Origin of the sequence: Streptomyces sp. NPDC006552 (genome assembly GCF_040611655.1) — a bacterium.
Lineage (GTDB): Bacteria > Actinomycetota > Actinomycetes > Streptomycetales > Streptomycetaceae > Streptomyces.
Map to the genome: position 1 here is coordinate 1 of NZ_JBEXOS010000107.1, position 15,995 is coordinate 15,995.

Here is a 15,995-nt window from a genome sequence, read left to right on the forward strand (position 1 = left end):
GCGCTGGTTGTTGAACCAGTCCACCCATTCCGCGGTGGCGAGTTCGACGTCGGCAAGGCCGTGCCAGGGCTTGCGCGGTTTGATCAGCTCCGTTTCGTAGAGGCCGATCTGGGACTCCATGAGGACGTTGTCCAGGGTGTCTCCGACGGTGCCTATCGAAGCGTCGATGCCGGCCTCAAGAAGGTGGGCGATGAACGCGAAAGACGTGTACTCGCTGCCCGCATCCGAGTGATGCACCAGCCCTGGCCCAGCGGGAGTTCCGGCACGGCCCCGACGCCACAACGCCATATCCAGGGCATCGAGTACGAGCTTGGCCCGTTGCTGGTGGACGCGGACCAACCGACGATCGCCCGCGAGTACACGTCCACGACGAATGCGGCGTAGACGATTCCAGACCAGGTGGCCACATAGGAGAAGTCGGCCACCCACCGCTGGTTCGGACGGGACGCGGTGAAGTCGCGCCTGAGCAGGTCAGAGGCCCGCTCATTGCCGTCGTCGCGGACGGTGGTGCGGATCTTCTTCCCGCGCCGGGCGCCCTGGAGGCCGAGGTCGCGCATCAGCCGGGCCACCGTGCAGCGGGCTGCCGGTATGCCTTCGCGGTGCAGCTGCCGCCAGGTCTTCCGCACCCCGTAGACGCCGAAGTTGTCCGCGTGAACGCGGCTGATCTGCGTCTTCAGCTCCGCATCGCGAATCGACCGTGGGCTGGGGGTTCGGTTCTTGGCGGCGTAGTAGGTGCTCGTTGCGATCTTCAGTCCGTGGCTGGTCAGGACCCTGCAGATCGGCTCGACTGAACACCTGGCGGTGTGCGTCGATGAACGCTACGAGCGTTTCGACGGCCGGTCGAGCTCGGCCGCGAAGAAAGCCGACGCCGCCTTCAGGATCTCGTTGGCCCGCCGCAGCTCGGCGTTCTCTGCCTGCAGCCGCGTGATCTCCGCGGCCTCCTCGGACGTGACACCGGGCCGTTTGCCGCCGTCGACTTCGGCCTTGCGGACCCAGGTCCGCACCGTCTCAGCCGCACCGATCCCCAGCTTGGCTGCGACCGCCTTCATCGCGGCCCACTCGGTCGGGTAGTTGGGGCGGATCTCCGCGGACCATGCGCACCGCGCGCTCACGAAGCTCGGGCGGGTAGGAGGACGGACGTGCCGTGACTCGATCCTCTCAGGGATTCGAGCCTCTATCAGACCCGGAGCGGTTCAGGTCAAGCAGCACCGGGCCGGAGTAGCGCCTAACTCTGTGCCGCCAAAGCGTTCCGCCACCGAGTGGCCCACCTCAGCGAGTGGACGGCCCCTGTTCACGACAGGTTCTCCACGGGCTGGCCGTCGAAGAGTCAGACGCTGACTCTTACGGCAAGGTCTTCCCCGACGTACCGCCAGCGCGGGCAGAACCTGACGACCACACCGTTGTGATGCGCGTTCGGACTCCCCTCGTCGGCAGCTCTGCCCTGCGGAAACGGGTTGATCAGCGGTCGGCCGTGGGTCACTCGGTGGTACTCGTAAAACGAGCGGATCACACCCGGATTCGCCTCGGGCGGGGCAGTGGCGGCGAAGGCGGTGGACAGGCGCCGGTCGTCCGGTGGCGCGGGTGCGTTCGTGCCGACGAGTGCGATTACGGGCTTTTGGTGGGCGATCGCCCTATGCCCTTGTGCGGGCCGTCCTGGCCCCCGGGCGCCAGAGGCTCACGGGGGCGGTTCGGGGGCGCCGGTGTCGGGTGAAGTCGTTGTCTCATGTCGGTCGATCAGGGCGGCGAAGGCGTCAAGGACGCGTTGCAGGCCGAAGGAGTAGGCGTGGGCGGGGTCGTAGGCGCTGCTGTGTGCGGCGCCGGCGGCTGCTCCGACGCGGACGGCGGTGGGGTAGGCGTTCTCGTCGAGGACCCGGGTGAGGAGGGGGGCGTTCAGCTCCCACCACTGCTGGTCGTTCAGGGCGCTGTCTTGCTGTGCGGCGCGGGCGTCGGCGTCGGCGCGGGCGCATGCCTGCACGAAGGTGAGCAGGTAGGTCAGGCAGTTGTCCATCTCGACGTCGCTGAGACCGAGGCCGTCGAGTCCGGACAGTTCGTGCTCGTACTTCGACATCTGTCCCGGCCCCAGCGGAGGCCTGACGGTGGAGACGGCTGCGGCCCATGGGTGGCGGTCGAAGAGGGCCTTGTTCTCCTCGGCGATGGCGGTGACGCGGTGGCGCCAGGGCTGTCCGGTGGTGTCGGTGCGGGGCATGCGGGCGTAGGCGGCGTCGAGCATGAGGTCGAGGAGCTCGGCCTTGCCGGGGACGTAGGTGTACAGGGTCATCGGCACGACGCCGAGTTCCTTGGCCATCCGGCGCATGGTCAGCGCTTCCAGGCCTTCGGCGTCTGCGACGGCGGTGGCGGTCTCGACCACCGCGTCGATGCTCAGCCCCCGTCGCGGCCCTCGGCGACGGTCGGAGGAGGAGTCACGCCACAGCAGTTGCAGGGTGTGGGCCGGGTCGCCCGAGCTGGTTCGTTCCGTGGGCACGGGTTGTCCTCTCGCATTCTTACTCTGTACGTTGTACATTGTACTGCGTACAGAGAACTTGCTCACTGCGGTCTCCCGGAGGATTCTTCATGAAGGTCACCTCTAGCGCTGTGTCGCTCAACGTCAACAATGTCCGCGCATCCAGCACCTTCCTTATCGAGCACTTCGGGTTCAGCGAGGAGATGGCAGCCGACGGCTTCGCGTCCCTGACACGCGACGACATCGGCATGAACGTCATCTTTCTGCGACGGGGGCTGGGCAGCCTCCCGGCCGATCAGCGTGACGAGCACGCCACAGGCCTCATCCTCGCCTTCGTCGTCGAGGACCTCGAAGGCGAGCTGGCCCGCCTTCGCTCCGAAGGCGTCGCGATCACCATGCCGCTGACCGACGAGGAGTGGGGCGAGCGCGCCTTCCAGGTCCGGGACCCCAACGGTGTCATCGTCCAACTGGTCGACTGGAACGCACCCACCAGTCACTGAGACAAACCGCCGGCGCCGTCCGGGCGGGCGGTGCGGTCGCCTCATACGCGCGAAGCGATAGCACCGTCGCCAACCCCAGGCGGCCCTGGGTACACAGTGAGAGTGCCGGTGCGGACGGAGTTCGTGAACGACCGGGCTCCGTCCGCGCGACCCGCTGCCTGCCGAGCCGGTGACGCAGGGCCGTCCCTGGTTCCGGCTGGGGCCCCCGCGTGCGGCGAGCCGGCCGCTGGGCGTCCCGGTCGACCGGCGGCTCTTCCTGCCTCCCCGGTCCACCCGCGACGAGGCGGTGCGCGACCAGGTGAAGATTCCCGTTTAACCGCGGACCCGAATCATCGTGCAGACCGCGTGGCGGGTGGTGCCGGCTGCCACCTCGATCATCGGGCCGTCGGTCACGGCGGCGTAGTTGTCGCCTGCCGTGGTGCGTGCCCGCCCTCCGAATCCGGCGACGGTCAGGTACGGGGCGACCTGCACGACCAGGGCCGGAGGGGGGTCTGTGTGAGGACGGTCCGGCCGTCGGGCAGCTGGACGGCCACCTGTCTTGGGCGGGCCGGGGTGCCGGTGTAGCCGACGACCTCCGCGTCCACCACCTCGGAATGCCTGACCTTCCGCCACGACCGGTCCGGGCGGTATGTACCAGATGCCCGCTTGGCTACGATGCCTTCGACGCCCTGCTCGGGCAGCACCTCGAACCAGACGCGGGCGACGTCGACGTCATCACTGGCGGGCACGGCCTGCAGCGGGGGCCCCAGAGGTTCCAGTACATCCAGAAGGGCCGCGCGTCTTTCAGGTAGGGGCGCCCCCGAATGTCTCGGCCAGCGACCATCAGGCAGTCGAAGGCCGCGTAGGAGGCCGGGTAGCGGCGGACCAGGTCGGCCAGGCGCCGACCGCGAGCTACGCCAACGCCCTGGCCGAATCGTTCTTCCAGGGCCTGAAGCGCGAGTTGCTCCACGGGCGACGCCTCACCTCGAAGGCTCAGACACGTCTGGAGCGGTTCCGCTGGCTCGCCTATTGCAACCGACTCCGCCGCCACTCCGCCCCCGGCTACCTCACACCAGCCGAGTTCGAACAACAACTGACCTTGTCGCTTACGCTGTCACTCGTCGCATGAAGCCCGGTGTCCAATCCCGAGGTTGCACCGCAGCCACGACCTCATCCACGACGAGCGCCGCGGCCTGCCCTCGGGGTTGCCAGAGGTGATCTGCCCGGTCTGGTGAGCGGACCCGGACAGAGGTCTTAACCGCGATCTTCGAGCACCTTCAGCGAGGCTGACACCGAACACCCCGCCGTCGCCGGCAAGGTTGCCGCCGACGTGGCCGGTTCCGAGAACGGCAGTCGTGGTCATGATGCTGTGGCGGCCCTCACCGGCAGGGCGTCGAGCCGGGTGATCTGCTGAGCCGCGCTCCTTTCGATGACGGTGGCGAGGTCCTTCGCCCGCTGGGCTCTTCCTGACGTGCGTTCACTCGCGCACAGCATGCGGACCTGGACCAGATGGGTCCGCAGACTCTCGGTGAGGAGGCGGTCGAAGCTCTCCCCCGTCACCGTCCTCGCCCTGCGCACCGTGTCGAGCGTGACCATGCCCGGCATGTTGTGCCCCTCGTGGGGGCGGGTGTCGGGAACACCCGAGGCATCCAACAGCTCACGCAGAGGGACGAGTTCGTCCTTCAATCTCCTTCCCGCCTCCTTGGCCCAGCCGGCCAGGGCCGGGTGGCCGGCGCGGGCGGGTGCCAAGGCGATGAGCTGCGAGGCCCGTTCGTCCATGGGGATCAGCAACTGGATCCATGCCGTGTCGGTGTCGTTGAAGGCGGCGGGCGCGGGCCTGTCGGCCGCCGGCTGCGAGGTGCAGCCGGCAACCGACAGGCCCAGGAGCAGGGCGGCCGCCGTCCGCCGGGTCAGAACGTTCCGGCGGAGTTGCATTTGGCGCTCTGCACGATGCAGTCCTTCACGCGCTGCCCGAGAGCCGCGTTGTCCCAGGCGTTGAAGAAGTCGCCGTGGATGGACGAGGCCATGCCCGACGCGAGGCTGAACCCGTCGGCGCTGCCGCTGGTCGGGTAGCCGATGACGAACGACACCGAGGGGATGGCGACCGGGTAGGCGCCGCTGCACTTGCCGTCGTAGGCGAAGGCGACGTGCGACTTGTGGTCCGGGCTGTCGAGGTGCTTGCCGTCCCAGCAGTCCGGGAAGACCAACTGGTAAACCAGCTTTGCGGTGGGGGCGCACAGCGGCCAGTTGCCGTCGGCGCTGCGGCCGGTCTCGCCGCCGGCTCCGGCGCACCAGAACTGGTTGGGCGAGCCGGCCGGGGTGGCCACCTGCAACTTGGCGTTGCCCGCGATCATGCGGAAGCCTTGCGGGAAGGGCACGGTCGCCGTGGGATCGGGCAGCCGCGACCCGTAGTAGACGATCATCCCGTCGGATTCGACCGCCTTGCCGCGCTCGTAGAGCGTGGGGATCCAGTACGCCGAGAGGTCCTTGACGGGTGCGCAGGTCGTGCCCGTGTTGCCCAGCAGGCTCTGGGTCGTGGTGAACGCGTCGGTGCTCTTGTTGCCGAAGAAGCTGTGCATGTGGGACGCGCCGGGCAGCCCCGGGGCGACGATCGGGTCGTCCGGCTTGGAGTGGCTGTAGGTGCAGGTGGCGTTGAACTCGGGGACGCGCACGGCGTTGGCGGGCACCGGCGCTGGGGTCATCGCCCGGAACTGGTTCAGCTGGGCCTGCCACTTGGTCTGGTCGACGTCGACCCAGCCCGGCGCGGGCTCGTCGCCGCCGCTGACGAACGAGAACCAGTTGATGTTGACGAAATCGCCGGGTGTGGTGCTGCGCAGCACCGCGAACACGCTCTGGGCGCCGGTCGGATGGGTGCTGACGTCGGCGCTGCGCGTCGCCCAGGTCTGCCAGCCCCCGGTGGGCCCGGTCTGGATCACGGCGAGCAGGGGGCCGGTCAGGGAGCCGGTGCGCAGTTCGACGGACCCGCTGCCCGTGGCGGCGGCGATGCGCGCCGACACCGTCAGACGGCCGGCGGGCCCGAGGTCGACCTGGTCGAAGCGCATCCAGTCGCCGTCGGCGAGGTAGGCGGCGTTCTGCCCGCCGCCCGTGTCGGAGGTCGTCTCCGAGGCGACGCCGGACTGTGCCGCGTAGGACTCGGCCTGGACGGTGACGGTGGCGGCCCGCGCCGCGGGGGCGCCGAGGGTGATGCCGAGGGCGGCGGCCAGGATGAGCACCAGGGCACCGATCAACGAGGGATGGAGGTGTAAGGGGTGTCTGTGCATGTCACTTCCTCATCGGCGGGGGGAGGGGCGTGGTGCGGCTGCGGTCCGGCCCGGAACCGAGGCGTCCGGGCCGGAGCCGGCAAGGGGCCGGTGACCGCTGCGCTACTGGTAGACGCGCACGTAGTCGACGAGCAGCCGGGACGGGAACGGCGTCGACGCGTCGGTCGGGCCGGGCCAGTCGCCGCCGACCGCGAGGTTGAGGATCATGTAGTGCGGGTGATCGAAGATCCAGGGTCCGCGCGTGCGCTCCACCTGGTCCTTGTCCAGGGTGAACACGGTGCGTCCGTCGAGGCTGAAGACGATGCCCTTGCTGTTCCAGTCGGCGGCCCAGGTGTGGAAGTCGTCCGAGTAGTCGGCGCCCGAGGGCAGCCGGTACGGCGAGCCGATCCCGTTGCCCCCGTTGTAGGCGGGGGCGTGCACGGTCGAGTAGGCGGTCTTCACGTCCTTGCCGAGGATCTCCATGATGTCGACCTCGCCGTTGTACGGCCACGGCCGGCCGGTGAGGAAGTCGCCGCCCATCATCCAGAAGGCGGGCCACAGCCCGTTGCCCTTGGGCACCTTGATACGGGCCTCGACGCGTCCGTAGGTGAACTGGAAGGTGGCACCGGTGTTCATGCGGGCCGAGGTGTACTGGCAGGTGGTGCTGCCGGTCAGCGGGTCGGGCGGGCAGGCCCGGCCGGGGCTGGCTTCCTTGCGGGCCTCCATGACGAGGTGGCCGCCGCCGTCGAGCGCCGCGTTCTGGTGGTCGGTGTAGTACTGCAACTCGCCGTTCTGGCCGGTGCCGGGGTCGGCGCGCCACTTCGCCGGGTCGGGCTTGCCGCCGGCGGCTCCGTCGAATTCGTCGCTCCACACCAGCCGCGGCGGCTGCGCCGGGTCCGGCGGCAGCGGCGGCGCAGGGACGGGGGCGCCTCCGCTGCCGTACACCTGGAACTCCCAGAGGGAGTAGCCGTAAGGGGTCGCGCGTTCGGTGCCGTACATGCGGACGTAGCGTCCCGTGCCGGAGACGGCCAGGGTCTGTTTGAAGCCGGTGCCGGACGTGGTCGAGTAGATCGGCGTCCATTCGGTGCCGTTGGGCGAGACCTGGATCTGGAAGGACTTGGCGTAGGCGGGGTCCCATTGCAGGACGACCTTGGTGATCTGCGCGGTCGCGCCCAGGTCGACGGAGATCCAGCCGGGGTCGGTCCAGCCGGTGGTGGGACTGGTCGCCCACCGGGAGGCCGGATCGCGGTCGAAGGCCCGGGCCGGTGTGCACTCCCAGCAGTTGTTGTCGGTCTGCGACGAGGAAGCCGCGCCGGTCTTCCCGTACGACAGCAGGGTGTCCCCGCCGGTGCCGGCTGTGCCGTACACCTGGAACTCCCAGAGGGAGAAGCCGTATTGAGTGCCGCGCTGGGTGCCGAACATGCGGACGTAGCGGCCGGTGGCCGTGAGGGTCAGGTTCTGGGTGCCGCCGGTGCCGGCGGCCGTCTCGTGGACGGTGGACCAGGTCTCGGCGTCGTCCGAGACCTGGATGCGGAAGGTTTTGCCGTAGGCGGCCTCCCACTGAAGGGTGACACGGCTGATCTGGGCCGATGTCCCGAGGTCGACCCTGATCCACTGCGGGTCGGAGAAGGCGCTGGACCAGCGCGTCGCCGGGTTGCCGTCGACGGCTCCCGGCGCGGTGAACGGGTCCTCGGTGCTCGACGCGACGACGGGCCGGCCCTGCGACAGCAGGGTCTCGGCGGCGTGGGCGCGGGGCGCGGGCAGGCTGACGAGGGCGAGCAGGACGGTCGCGATCAGGGCGGGTAAACCGAACCGACGTAGCAGGGGATGCACGGGTGACTCCTCATTGGGGGAAGGGTGAGGGAGCGCTCCCTGGGGGGTGAGAATGGGCCGCTGTCAGTGACCTGTCAAGGCTTTTGGCAACAGCTCCGTAACGCCCCCGACGTACGTGCCGCGTGCCAGGGAGCGGTTCCTGAGATCCACTGCGGTGGTGCGCGTTACGCCGCCGACCGGCGCCGGAGACCGGCCGGTTGAGGCGAGGAACCGGCAACCAGGTGCACGAGAGGTGTCGTTGACAGGCGGATCGCGCCAACGTCATCCTGAGAGGAAAACGCTCCCTGGACTCGACGACCGGGCACCGATGATCGGAAGGCGATGAAACGACCCACGCTCGCGGTGGTCGCCGCCCGGGCCGGCGTGTCCAAGTCGAGCGTCTCGCGGGTCGTCAACGGAGAGACCACCGTCGCGCCGGAGATCCGGGACGTCGTCATGCAGGCGGTGCGGGAACTCGGCTACGTGCCGAACGCCGCCGCGCGCAACCTGGTCACCCGCCGCACGGACGCCGTGGCCGTGGTCGTGTCCGACCCGCCCAAGGGCGTGGTCTCCGACGACCCGCTGTTCTCCACCGTGGTACGCACCGTCAGCCGGGAGCTGGAGGCCGTCGGCAGACGCGTGGTGCTGATCCTCGCCGAGTCCGACGAGAGCAGGACCCGGGTGGAGCGCTACGTGGCGGGGGGCCATGTGGACGGCGTGATGCTCGTCGCCCTGCACGGCGCCGACCCCCTGCCGACCGTGCTCGCCCGCATGGGCCTGCCCGTCGCGTCCTTCAACCGCACGGCGGCGACGGACGTCCCGTACGTGGCGCTGGACAACGCGGGCGGTGCCGAGCTGGCCGTACGGCACCTCCTTGAGCGGGGCAGGCGCCGGATCGCCACGATCACCGGGCCGCTGGACCTGTACGAGTCCCGCGAACGGCTCGAGGGGTATCGCGCGACCCTGCGGGACACCGGCCGCCGCTCGATCGTCGCGCTGGGCGACTTCACGCGGGTCTCGGGCGCGGAGGCCATGCGGCAACTCCTGGAGGACGACCCGGACGTCGACGCGGTGTTCGCCGCCAACGACCTCATGGCCATCGGGGCACTGCGCACCCTGCACCAGGCGGGCCGCCGGGTCCCCGACGACGTGGCCGTGGTCGGGTTCGACGACATCGAGGCCGCCGCCTACACCACTCCCGCGCTCACCTCGGTGCGCAGCTCCATGGCAGACCAGGCCACCGCGACGGTGCGCCTGTTGCTGGCGCTCATCGAGGGCGGCCCCAGGAAACCCGTGATCATGCCGAACGAACTCGTGGTCCGCGAGTCCAGCTGAAAGAGCGTTCTGTCCCGTCGCGGTTGTTTGAGAAGCCGCCTGAACGACGCCGGCAGCTCGGCGACATCGATCCCGGGTGGTGCCCGGCCTGGGACACCGGCTGGCAACGCTGCCTGCGCCTCGTGCAGGCGCACCTGGCCGACGGCGGGCGCCTGCCCACCACGGCCGGGGATGTCATCGTCCAGGGCGAGGACCTCGAACGCTGGGTAGGCGCGCAGCGGTACGGCTTCGAGCAGCTGCCGCCCGCGCAGCAGTGGCTGCTGGAGCACGCGCTCGGCATCGAGGCCGCCGGAGAGACCGCATCTTCCCCGACGTGACCGCTGCACACGCCTACAGCGCCAGTCAAAGCCTTGGCAGGAACTCACTCCCACCGAAAGGACCCGCAACCGCGCCCTGGCCGCGGCACGAGCCCCCGTCGATCGAGGCGACTCACGCCTGAAGTCCTGGCGGATCTTCCGCAGGTCCCGATGCAGCCCCAATCGCATGACGTCAATCGCCAAGGCCATCCTCACACTGGAGGGACAACGCTAAAGAAGCTCAGTGTCCTGGGCCCGGCCGAACCGCTCGCCGATGAGGTTCGCGAGCCGCCGAACTCGCCCTCGGGGCCCTCCCCCGGCCGCCTCGAGACCGGCGCGACGGATCTTCCTGCCGACACAAGGAGTGTCCACGGGCGTGAACGTGAGTCACGTCCGCGATGTGGAACCGTCGCACAACGGACCAGACCTCGCAGGGAGTTCAGCGTGCGCGACGGCAGCGCCACCCCGGTGTCCGGGTCCCCCCGAGTCGCACCGAAAACGGAACCCGTCAGAGGCATTGACGCACCCACGTCCCATACCTATCTTCTGCTCGACGTACCGTACGCAGTTCGGTATTTCGAACAACCTGCAGTGTCAACGCAGTTCACGCAGAAACGGGACGAGCGTTGCCTCATCGAAAGGTTCACGATGTCGCCCTCCGTCAGCAGACGGCGCTTGCTGCAAGCAGTGGGGGCCGCCGCCGCCTCTGCCACCGGATCCGTCGTCTGCGCGTCCCCCGCTCACGCGGCCGTGCCTCCCGCGAGGGCCGACGTCGGGGTCTCCGCGCACCCCTTCGCGCTCGACCAGGTCCGGCTCACCGCGAGCCGCTGGCTGGACAACCAGAACCGCACACGGAACTACCTGCGGTTCGTCGATGTCGACCGGCTGCTGTACAACTTCCGCGCCAACCACCGGCTGTCCACCAACGGCGCTGCCCCGAACGGCGGTTGGGACGGGCCCGACTTCCCCTTCCGTACCCATGTGCAAGGGCATTTCCTCACGGCATGGGCACAGCTGTACGCCGTGACCGGGGACACCGTCTGCCGGGACAAGGCGACCCACATGGTTGCGGAGCTGGCCAAGTGCCAGGCCAACAACAGCGCCGCCGGCTTCAACGCCGGGTACCTCTCCGGTTACCCCGAGTCCGACTTCACCGCTCTCGAACAGCGAACCCTGAGCAACGGCAACGTGCCGTACTACACCATCCACAAGACCCTCGCCGGCCTGCTGGACGTATGGCGCCACATCGGCAGCACACAAGCCCGTGACGTGCTGCTCGCCCTGGCAGGATGGGTCGACCTGCGCACCGGCCGGCTGAGCGGTCAGCAGATGCAGGCCATGCTGGGAACCGAGTTCGGCGGCATGAACGCCGTGCTGACCGATCTCCACCAGCAGACGGGCGACGCGCGGTGGCTCACCGTCGCCCGGCGGTTCGACCACGCGGCGGCGCTCGACCCGCTGGCGGCCAACCAGGACCGGCTCAGCGGACTGCACGCCAACACCCAGGTGCCCAAGTGGATCGGGTCCGCCCGGGAGTTCAAGGCGACCGGCACCACCCGCTACCGGGACATCGCCACCAACGCCTGGAACTTCTGCGTCGACTCGCACACCTATGCCATCGGTGGCAACAGCCAGGCGGAGCACTTCCGCGACCCGAACGCCATCGCCGGCTACCTGAACAAGGACACCTGCGAAAGCTGCAACACCTTCAACATGCTTCTTCTCACGCGTGAGTTGTTCGCGCTGGACCCGAACCGGGCCGCGCTGTTCGACTACTACGAGCGGGCGTGGCTGAATCAGATGATCGGCCAGCAGAACCCGGCCGACCCTCACGGCCACGTCACCTACTTCACCCCGCTCAACCCGGGCGGCCGGCGCGGTGTGGGTCCCGCGTGGGGCGGCGGCACCTGGAGCACCGACTACGGCACGTTCTGGTGCTGTCAGGGCACGGGCCTGGAGACGCACACCAGGCTGATGGACTCCATCTACTACCGCAGTGACGACACACTGATCGTGAACCTGTTCGTGCCCTCAGTGCTCACCTGGTCGGAGCGCGGAATCACGGTCGCCCAGACCACGACCTACCCCGTCAGCGACACCACGACGCTGCAGGTCACCGGCAACGTCAGCGGGACCTGGGCGATGCGCTTGCGCATCCCGGGCTGGACCGCGGGGGCCACTGTCAGTGTCAACGGCACGCGGCAGGACATCGCGACCACGCCTGGCAGCTACGCCACTCTGACCCGCTCCTGGACCTCCGGCGACACGGTCACCGTCCGTCTGCCCATGCGGGTCGTCATGCGAGCGGCCAACGACAACGCGAACGTCGCCGCGATCACCTACGGTCCGGTGGTCCTGTCCGGCAACTACGGTGATTCCGCGCTCAGTTCCCTCCCCACGCTGAACACGTCCTCGATCAGACGGACCAGCAGCACGTCACTCGCCTTCACCGCCACCGCCAACGGCTCCACCGTCGATCTGGGCCCGTTCCACGACGCGCACGGCCACAACTACACCGTCTACTGGAACGCCGGCGGCACCGTCCGTCTTAGCAATGTGGACAGCGGTCTCGTGCTGGGCATCCAGGACATGTCCACGGCCGACGGCGGCCGCGCCCTCCAGTGGCACGACTCGGACACAGCCGACCACGACTGGCACATGATCGCCGATGGAAACGGGTTCCGCCTCCGCAACGCCCACAGCGGCAAGGTGCTCGGCGTCTTGAACATGTCCACGGACGACAAGGCGACCGTCCTGCAGTGGTCGGACAACGGCACCGCCGACCACCGATGGACACTGCTCGACCAGGGAGACGGGACGTACAAGATCCGCAACGAGCACAGCGGCAAGTTGCTCGCCATCGCGAACAACTCCACCGCTGTCGGCGCGTTGGCCATCCAGGATGCCGACGACGGCACCGCCGACAACCGGTGGCGCATCGTGAGGATGTGAGTTCCGCCCCGGAGGCAGACGGCCGCTCTCCCCCTTGCGTCTACTCACGCTCGACCCTTGTTCGGCATCACGCACATGACGAACAGAACCGCTCACTCAAGGAATGAGGCCCCATGCGCAGACGTGGCTTCAGTCGCAGGCACGTACCAGTCGTGCTCGCGACCCTGCTCGCTTCGGCGGTGACACTCGTCGCCAACCCCGCCCAGGCCGCCAGCACGAGCACCGTGCGCGGCGCCGGTTCCGGCCGGTGCCTCGATGTGCCGGGCTCCAGCCAGACCGATGGCACGAACGTGCAGATCTGGGACTGCCACGGCGGGACCAACCAGCAGTGGACGCTGACGGACGACAACGAGCTCACCGTGTACGGCAACAGGTGCCTGGATGTACCGGGCCACGCCACCACGGCCGGTACCCGGCCGGTGATCTGGTCCTGCAACGGCGGGACCAACCAGCGGTGGCGGGCGAATGCCGACGGCACGATCGTGGCCGTGGAGTCCGGGCTGTGCCTGGACGTCAGCGGCGGCGCCACGGCCAACGGCACGGCGGTGCAGCTCTGGAACTGCAACGGCGGCAGCGGCCAGAAGTGGACCGGCCTGTCCGGGACGCCGACCACGTGTGCTCTTCCGTCGACGTACCGGTGGAATTCGACGGGTCCACTGGCGCAGCCGTCGAACGGGTGGGTCGCGCTGAAGGACTTCACCACCGTGACGTACAACGGCCAGCACCTGGTCTACGGGACCGTCTCTGACGGATCGTCGTGGGGCGCGATGACGTTCCGGCCCTTCACGAACTGGTCGGACATGGCTTCGGCCGGCCAGACCAAAATCAGCGGGTCCGCGGTGGCACCCAAACTCTTCTACTTCGCGCCCAAGAAGATATGGGTGTTGGTCTCGAACGGGTGGGGCACCGCCTGGCCCTTCACCTACCGCACGTCCAGCGACCCCACCAACCCCAACGGCTGGTCCGCGCCGCAGGAGCTGTTCACCGGCAGCGTCCCCGTCGGCGGCCCGATCGACCCGACCGTGATCGCCGACGACCAGAACATGTACCTGTTCTTCGCCAACGACAAGGGCAGCATCTACAAGTCGACCATGCCGATCGGGAACTTCCCGGGCAGCTTCGGCTCGTCGTACACGACGGTGATGAGCGACACGGAGAAGAACCTGTTCGAGGCGCCGGAGGTCTACAAGGTCCGGGGCCAGAACCAGTACCTCATGATCGTTGAGGCTCGTGGTGCGACTGAGCAGCGATTCTTTCGCTCGTTCACGGCCTCCAGCCTGAACGGTCCGTGGACCCCGCAGGCCGCCACCGAGAGCAACCCCTTCGCGGGCAGGGCCAACAGCGGTGCCACCTGGACCAACGACATCAGCCACGGTGACCTGGTCCGCAACAACCCCGACCAGACCATGACCGTCGACCCGTGCAACCTGCAGTTCCTCTATCAGGGCAGGGACCCCGAATCGGACGGCCCCGACTACCTGAAGCTGCCCTACCGGCCTGCCCTGCTCACCCTGCAGCGCTGACCCGCGCGCACCTGATCACCAACTCATGAGCGGCCCATCAGGCCCGCGTAGCCACGCGGGCCAGGAAGGAACCCCCCATGGTTTCCCTGCACAGACGATTACTGCGTCTCCTCACGGCCACCGCGCTGACGCTCACCGCCTGCGTCACCGCCTCCGCCGGCTCGACCGCCCAGGCCGCGCCGGGCAGCCCGGCGCTGACCCCGCCACTGGGCTGGAACAGCTGGAACAGCTTCGGGTGCGGGATCACCGAGGCGCAGGTCCGCCAGGCCGCCGACGCGATGGTGTCCACGGGCATGAAGGCCGCGGGCTACCAGTACGTCGTGGTCGACGACTGCTGGTTCGACCCGCAGCGTGACGCGGCGGGCAACCTCCGGGCCAACCCGACCAAGTTCCCCAGCGGCATGAAGGCGCTCGGGGACTACATCCACGGCAAGGGCCTGAAGTTCGGCATCTACCAGGCGCCCAACGAGAAGACGTGCGCCCAGGGCGTGGGGACCTACCCCGGCTCCACCGGCAGCAAAGGCCACGAGGCCCAAGACGCCGCCACGTTCGCCTCATGGGGTGTGGACTACCTCAAGTACGACTGGTGTTCCGGCAGCGGCACCCTCAACGAGCAGATCGCACAGTTCACGACCATGCGAGACGCCCTGCGTGCCACCGGCCGCCCGATCGTCTACAGCATCAACCCCAACAGCTTCCACTCCCCCACCGGCGACAAGTACGACTGGGGTGAGGTCGCCGACTTGTGGCGGACGACCGAGGACCTGCTCGACATCTGGCAGAACAACAACACCAACAGCTACCCGATGGGTGTCGGCAACGTCCTGGACGTCACCGCGCCGCTGGCCGCGCAGTCGGGTCCGGGAAACTGGACCGACCCCGACATGCTGGTCGTCGGCCGTCCCGGTCTGTCGCTGACCGAGTCCCGCTCCCACTTCGCCCTGTGGTCGCTGCTCTCGTCCCCGCTCATGGCCGGCAACGACATCCGCACCATGTCCGCTGACGTGAGCGCGATCCTGCGCAATCCCCGTCTGCTGGCGGTCAACCAGGATCCGCTGGGCGCGGGCGGGCGCAGGGTGCGTGACGACGGCGACACCGAGGTGTTCGCCAAGCCCCTGTCCGACGGTTCGGTCGCCGTGGGCCTGTTCAACCGGGGCGGGGGCACCGCGACCATCACCGCCTCGGCCGGGCAGGTCGGACTCACCGGAGGGTCGTTCACCCTCACCGACCTGTGGACGGGTGCCACGTCGAGCACGTCCGGGCAGATCTCGGCGAGCGTCCCGGCGCACGGTGTCGCCGTGTTCAAGATGACCGGCGGCAGCCCGCTGGCCTCCACCACCGCACGCCTGCGCGCTACCGGGTCCGGCCGCTGCCTGGACGTGGACCGCGCCGCCACCGCGGCCGGGTCGGCGGCGCTGATCTGGGACTGCCACACCGCCGCCAACCAGCTCTGGACCACCTGGGCCGGAGGCGAGATCCGCGTCTACGGCGACAAGTGCCTGGACGCCTCCGACCAGGGCACCACCAACGGCACACGGGTCGTCATCTGGCCCTGCAACGGCCAGAACAACCAGAAGTGGACGAGGCAGACCGACGGGTCGATCCGCAACGTCCACGCCGGGCTCTGCCTGGACGTCCAACAAGCAGGGACCGCCAACGGGACCCCGGTCGTCCTGTGGACCTGCAACGGCCAGAACAACCAGAAGTGGACCACACTCCCGTAACCCGCCACCCCTGCCGCCGCGCGGGCAGACACCCGAGCGGTTGAGGGCAGTCCCACGACAGCGGACCGAGTCGCGGGGGGGGGCGCGGGGAGACGGGGGTCCCCACCCGCGCCCACGCCCGCGCGCCGCGCGGCCCAGCTGTACAACTGACTC

The 15,995-nt window shown here is 68.9% G+C and carries 14 protein-coding genes and 2 pseudogenes; 8 read left to right on the plus strand and 8 right to left on the minus strand.

What is annotated here, in order from left to right:
* From ABZY33_RS34465 to ABZY33_RS34480, 4 genes are all read right to left on the minus strand, one after another.
* On the minus strand, positions 1-237 hold a 237-nt coding region (locus ABZY33_RS34465), incomplete at its 3' end, for an integrase core domain-containing protein (protein WP_356495660.1).
* Positions 153-779, minus strand: a complete 627-nt coding sequence (locus ABZY33_RS34470; protein WP_356495672.1) for an IS3 family transposase — start codon at positions 777-779, stop codon at positions 153-155. The genes ABZY33_RS34470 and ABZY33_RS34465, both read right to left, overlap by 85 nt.
* A gap of 39 nt (positions 780-818) precedes the next feature.
* Positions 819-1,049: a transposase gene (locus tag ABZY33_RS34475; RefSeq protein ID WP_356495661.1), complete on the minus strand. Its 231-nt coding sequence runs from the start codon at positions 1,047-1,049 to the stop codon at positions 819-821.
* A gap of 626 nt (positions 1,050-1,675) precedes the next feature.
* Positions 1,676-2,482 (minus strand): TetR/AcrR family transcriptional regulator, encoded by an 807-nt coding sequence (locus ABZY33_RS34480; protein ID WP_356495662.1) that lies wholly within the window; start codon positions 2,480-2,482, stop codon positions 1,676-1,678.
* An 89-nt stretch (positions 2,483-2,571) separates the two neighbouring features.
* Here ABZY33_RS34480 and ABZY33_RS34485 point away from each other — a divergent pair, with 89 nt between their 5' ends.
* Positions 2,572-2,961: a VOC family protein gene (locus ABZY33_RS34485; RefSeq protein ID WP_356495663.1), complete on the plus strand. Its 390-nt coding sequence runs from the start codon at positions 2,572-2,574 to the stop codon at positions 2,959-2,961.
* Between the two features lie 449 nt (positions 2,962-3,410).
* Here the strand turns inward: ABZY33_RS34485 and ABZY33_RS34490 are convergent, their stop codons facing one another.
* Positions 3,411-3,689 carry a hypothetical protein gene (locus ABZY33_RS34490; RefSeq protein WP_356495673.1) on the minus strand — a complete coding sequence of 93 codons (279 nt, stop codon included), beginning with the start codon at positions 3,687-3,689 and terminating at the stop codon, positions 3,411-3,413.
* 158 nt (positions 3,690-3,847) lie between these two features.
* Between ABZY33_RS34490 and ABZY33_RS34495 the strand changes: the two are divergent.
* Positions 3,848-4,069: pseudogene (locus ABZY33_RS34495) on the plus strand (integrase core domain-containing protein); the annotation flags it as partial.
* 230 nt (positions 4,070-4,299) lie between these two features.
* Here ABZY33_RS34495 and ABZY33_RS34500 read toward each other — a convergent pair.
* The 3 genes from ABZY33_RS34500 to ABZY33_RS34510 all read right to left on the minus strand — a co-directional run bounded on the left by ABZY33_RS34500 (position 4,300) and on the right by ABZY33_RS34510 (position 8,033).
* On the minus strand, positions 4,300-4,875 hold the full coding sequence (locus ABZY33_RS34500) for a DUF305 domain-containing protein (protein ID WP_356495664.1): 576 nt from the start codon (positions 4,873-4,875) through the stop codon (positions 4,300-4,302).
* Entirely contained in the window at positions 4,851-6,221 is a 1,371-nt protein-coding gene (locus tag ABZY33_RS34505) for a DUF1996 domain-containing protein (RefSeq protein ID WP_356495665.1), read from the minus strand. The genes ABZY33_RS34500 and ABZY33_RS34505 overlap by 25 nt, the downstream gene beginning before the upstream one ends.
* 102 nt (positions 6,222-6,323) lie before the next feature.
* A complete protein-coding gene (locus ABZY33_RS34510) occupies positions 6,324-8,033 on the minus strand; it encodes a discoidin domain-containing protein (RefSeq protein ID WP_356495666.1) in 1,710 nt (569 codons plus the stop codon).
* Positions 8,034-8,354: 321 nt separating this feature from the next.
* Here ABZY33_RS34510 and ABZY33_RS34515 point away from each other — a divergent pair, with 321 nt between their 5' ends.
* The 6 genes and pseudogenes from ABZY33_RS34515 (at position 8,355) to ABZY33_RS34540 (ending at position 15,842) form a co-directional block, all read left to right on the plus strand.
* Entirely contained in the window at positions 8,355-9,347 is a 993-nt protein-coding gene (locus tag ABZY33_RS34515; RefSeq protein WP_356495667.1) for a LacI family DNA-binding transcriptional regulator, read from the plus strand.
* Between the two features lie 23 nt (positions 9,348-9,370).
* Complete coding sequence (locus tag ABZY33_RS34520; protein WP_356495668.1) at positions 9,371-9,664, plus strand: hypothetical protein; 294 nt, start codon at positions 9,371-9,373, stop codon at positions 9,662-9,664.
* Between the two features lie 28 nt (positions 9,665-9,692).
* Positions 9,693-9,878: pseudogene (locus ABZY33_RS34525) on the plus strand (transposase family protein); the annotation flags it as partial.
* Between the two features lie 413 nt (positions 9,879-10,291).
* Entirely contained in the window at positions 10,292-12,595 is a 2,304-nt protein-coding gene (locus tag ABZY33_RS34530) for a beta-L-arabinofuranosidase domain-containing protein (protein ID WP_356495669.1), read from the plus strand.
* Positions 12,596-12,708: 113 nt separating this feature from the next.
* Positions 12,709-14,118, plus strand: a complete 1,410-nt coding sequence (locus ABZY33_RS34535) for a non-reducing end alpha-L-arabinofuranosidase family hydrolase (RefSeq protein ID WP_356495670.1) — start codon at positions 12,709-12,711, stop codon at positions 14,116-14,118.
* Between the two features lie 77 nt (positions 14,119-14,195).
* Positions 14,196-15,842, plus strand: a complete 1,647-nt coding sequence (locus ABZY33_RS34540; RefSeq protein ID WP_356495671.1) for a lectin — start codon at positions 14,196-14,198, stop codon at positions 15,840-15,842.
* The last annotated feature ends 153 nt before the right edge of the window (positions 15,843-15,995 follow it).

Coding starts and splice junctions, on each gene's coding strand:
- ABZY33_RS34535 (WP_356495670.1), top strand. CDS start 12,709: ATGCGCAGACGTGGCTTCAGTCGCAGGCACGTACCAGTCGTGCTCGCG.
- ABZY33_RS34485 (WP_356495663.1), top strand. CDS start 2,572: ATGAAGGTCACCTCTAGCGCTGTGTCGCTCAACGTCAACAATGTCCGC.
- ABZY33_RS34505 (WP_356495665.1), bottom strand. CDS start 6,221: ATGCACAGACACCCCTTACACCTCCATCCCTCGTTGATCGGTGCCCTG.
- ABZY33_RS34475 (WP_356495661.1), bottom strand. CDS start 1,049: ATGAAGGCGGTCGCAGCCAAGCTGGGGATCGGTGCGGCTGAGACGGTG.
- ABZY33_RS34500 (WP_356495664.1), bottom strand. CDS start 4,875: ATGCAACTCCGCCGGAACGTTCTGACCCGGCGGACGGCGGCCGCCCTG.
- ABZY33_RS34540 (WP_356495671.1), top strand. CDS start 14,196: ATGGTTTCCCTGCACAGACGATTACTGCGTCTCCTCACGGCCACCGCG.
- ABZY33_RS34515 (WP_356495667.1), top strand. CDS start 8,355: ATGAAACGACCCACGCTCGCGGTGGTCGCCGCCCGGGCCGGCGTGTCC.
- ABZY33_RS34530 (WP_356495669.1), top strand. CDS start 10,292: ATGTCGCCCTCCGTCAGCAGACGGCGCTTGCTGCAAGCAGTGGGGGCC.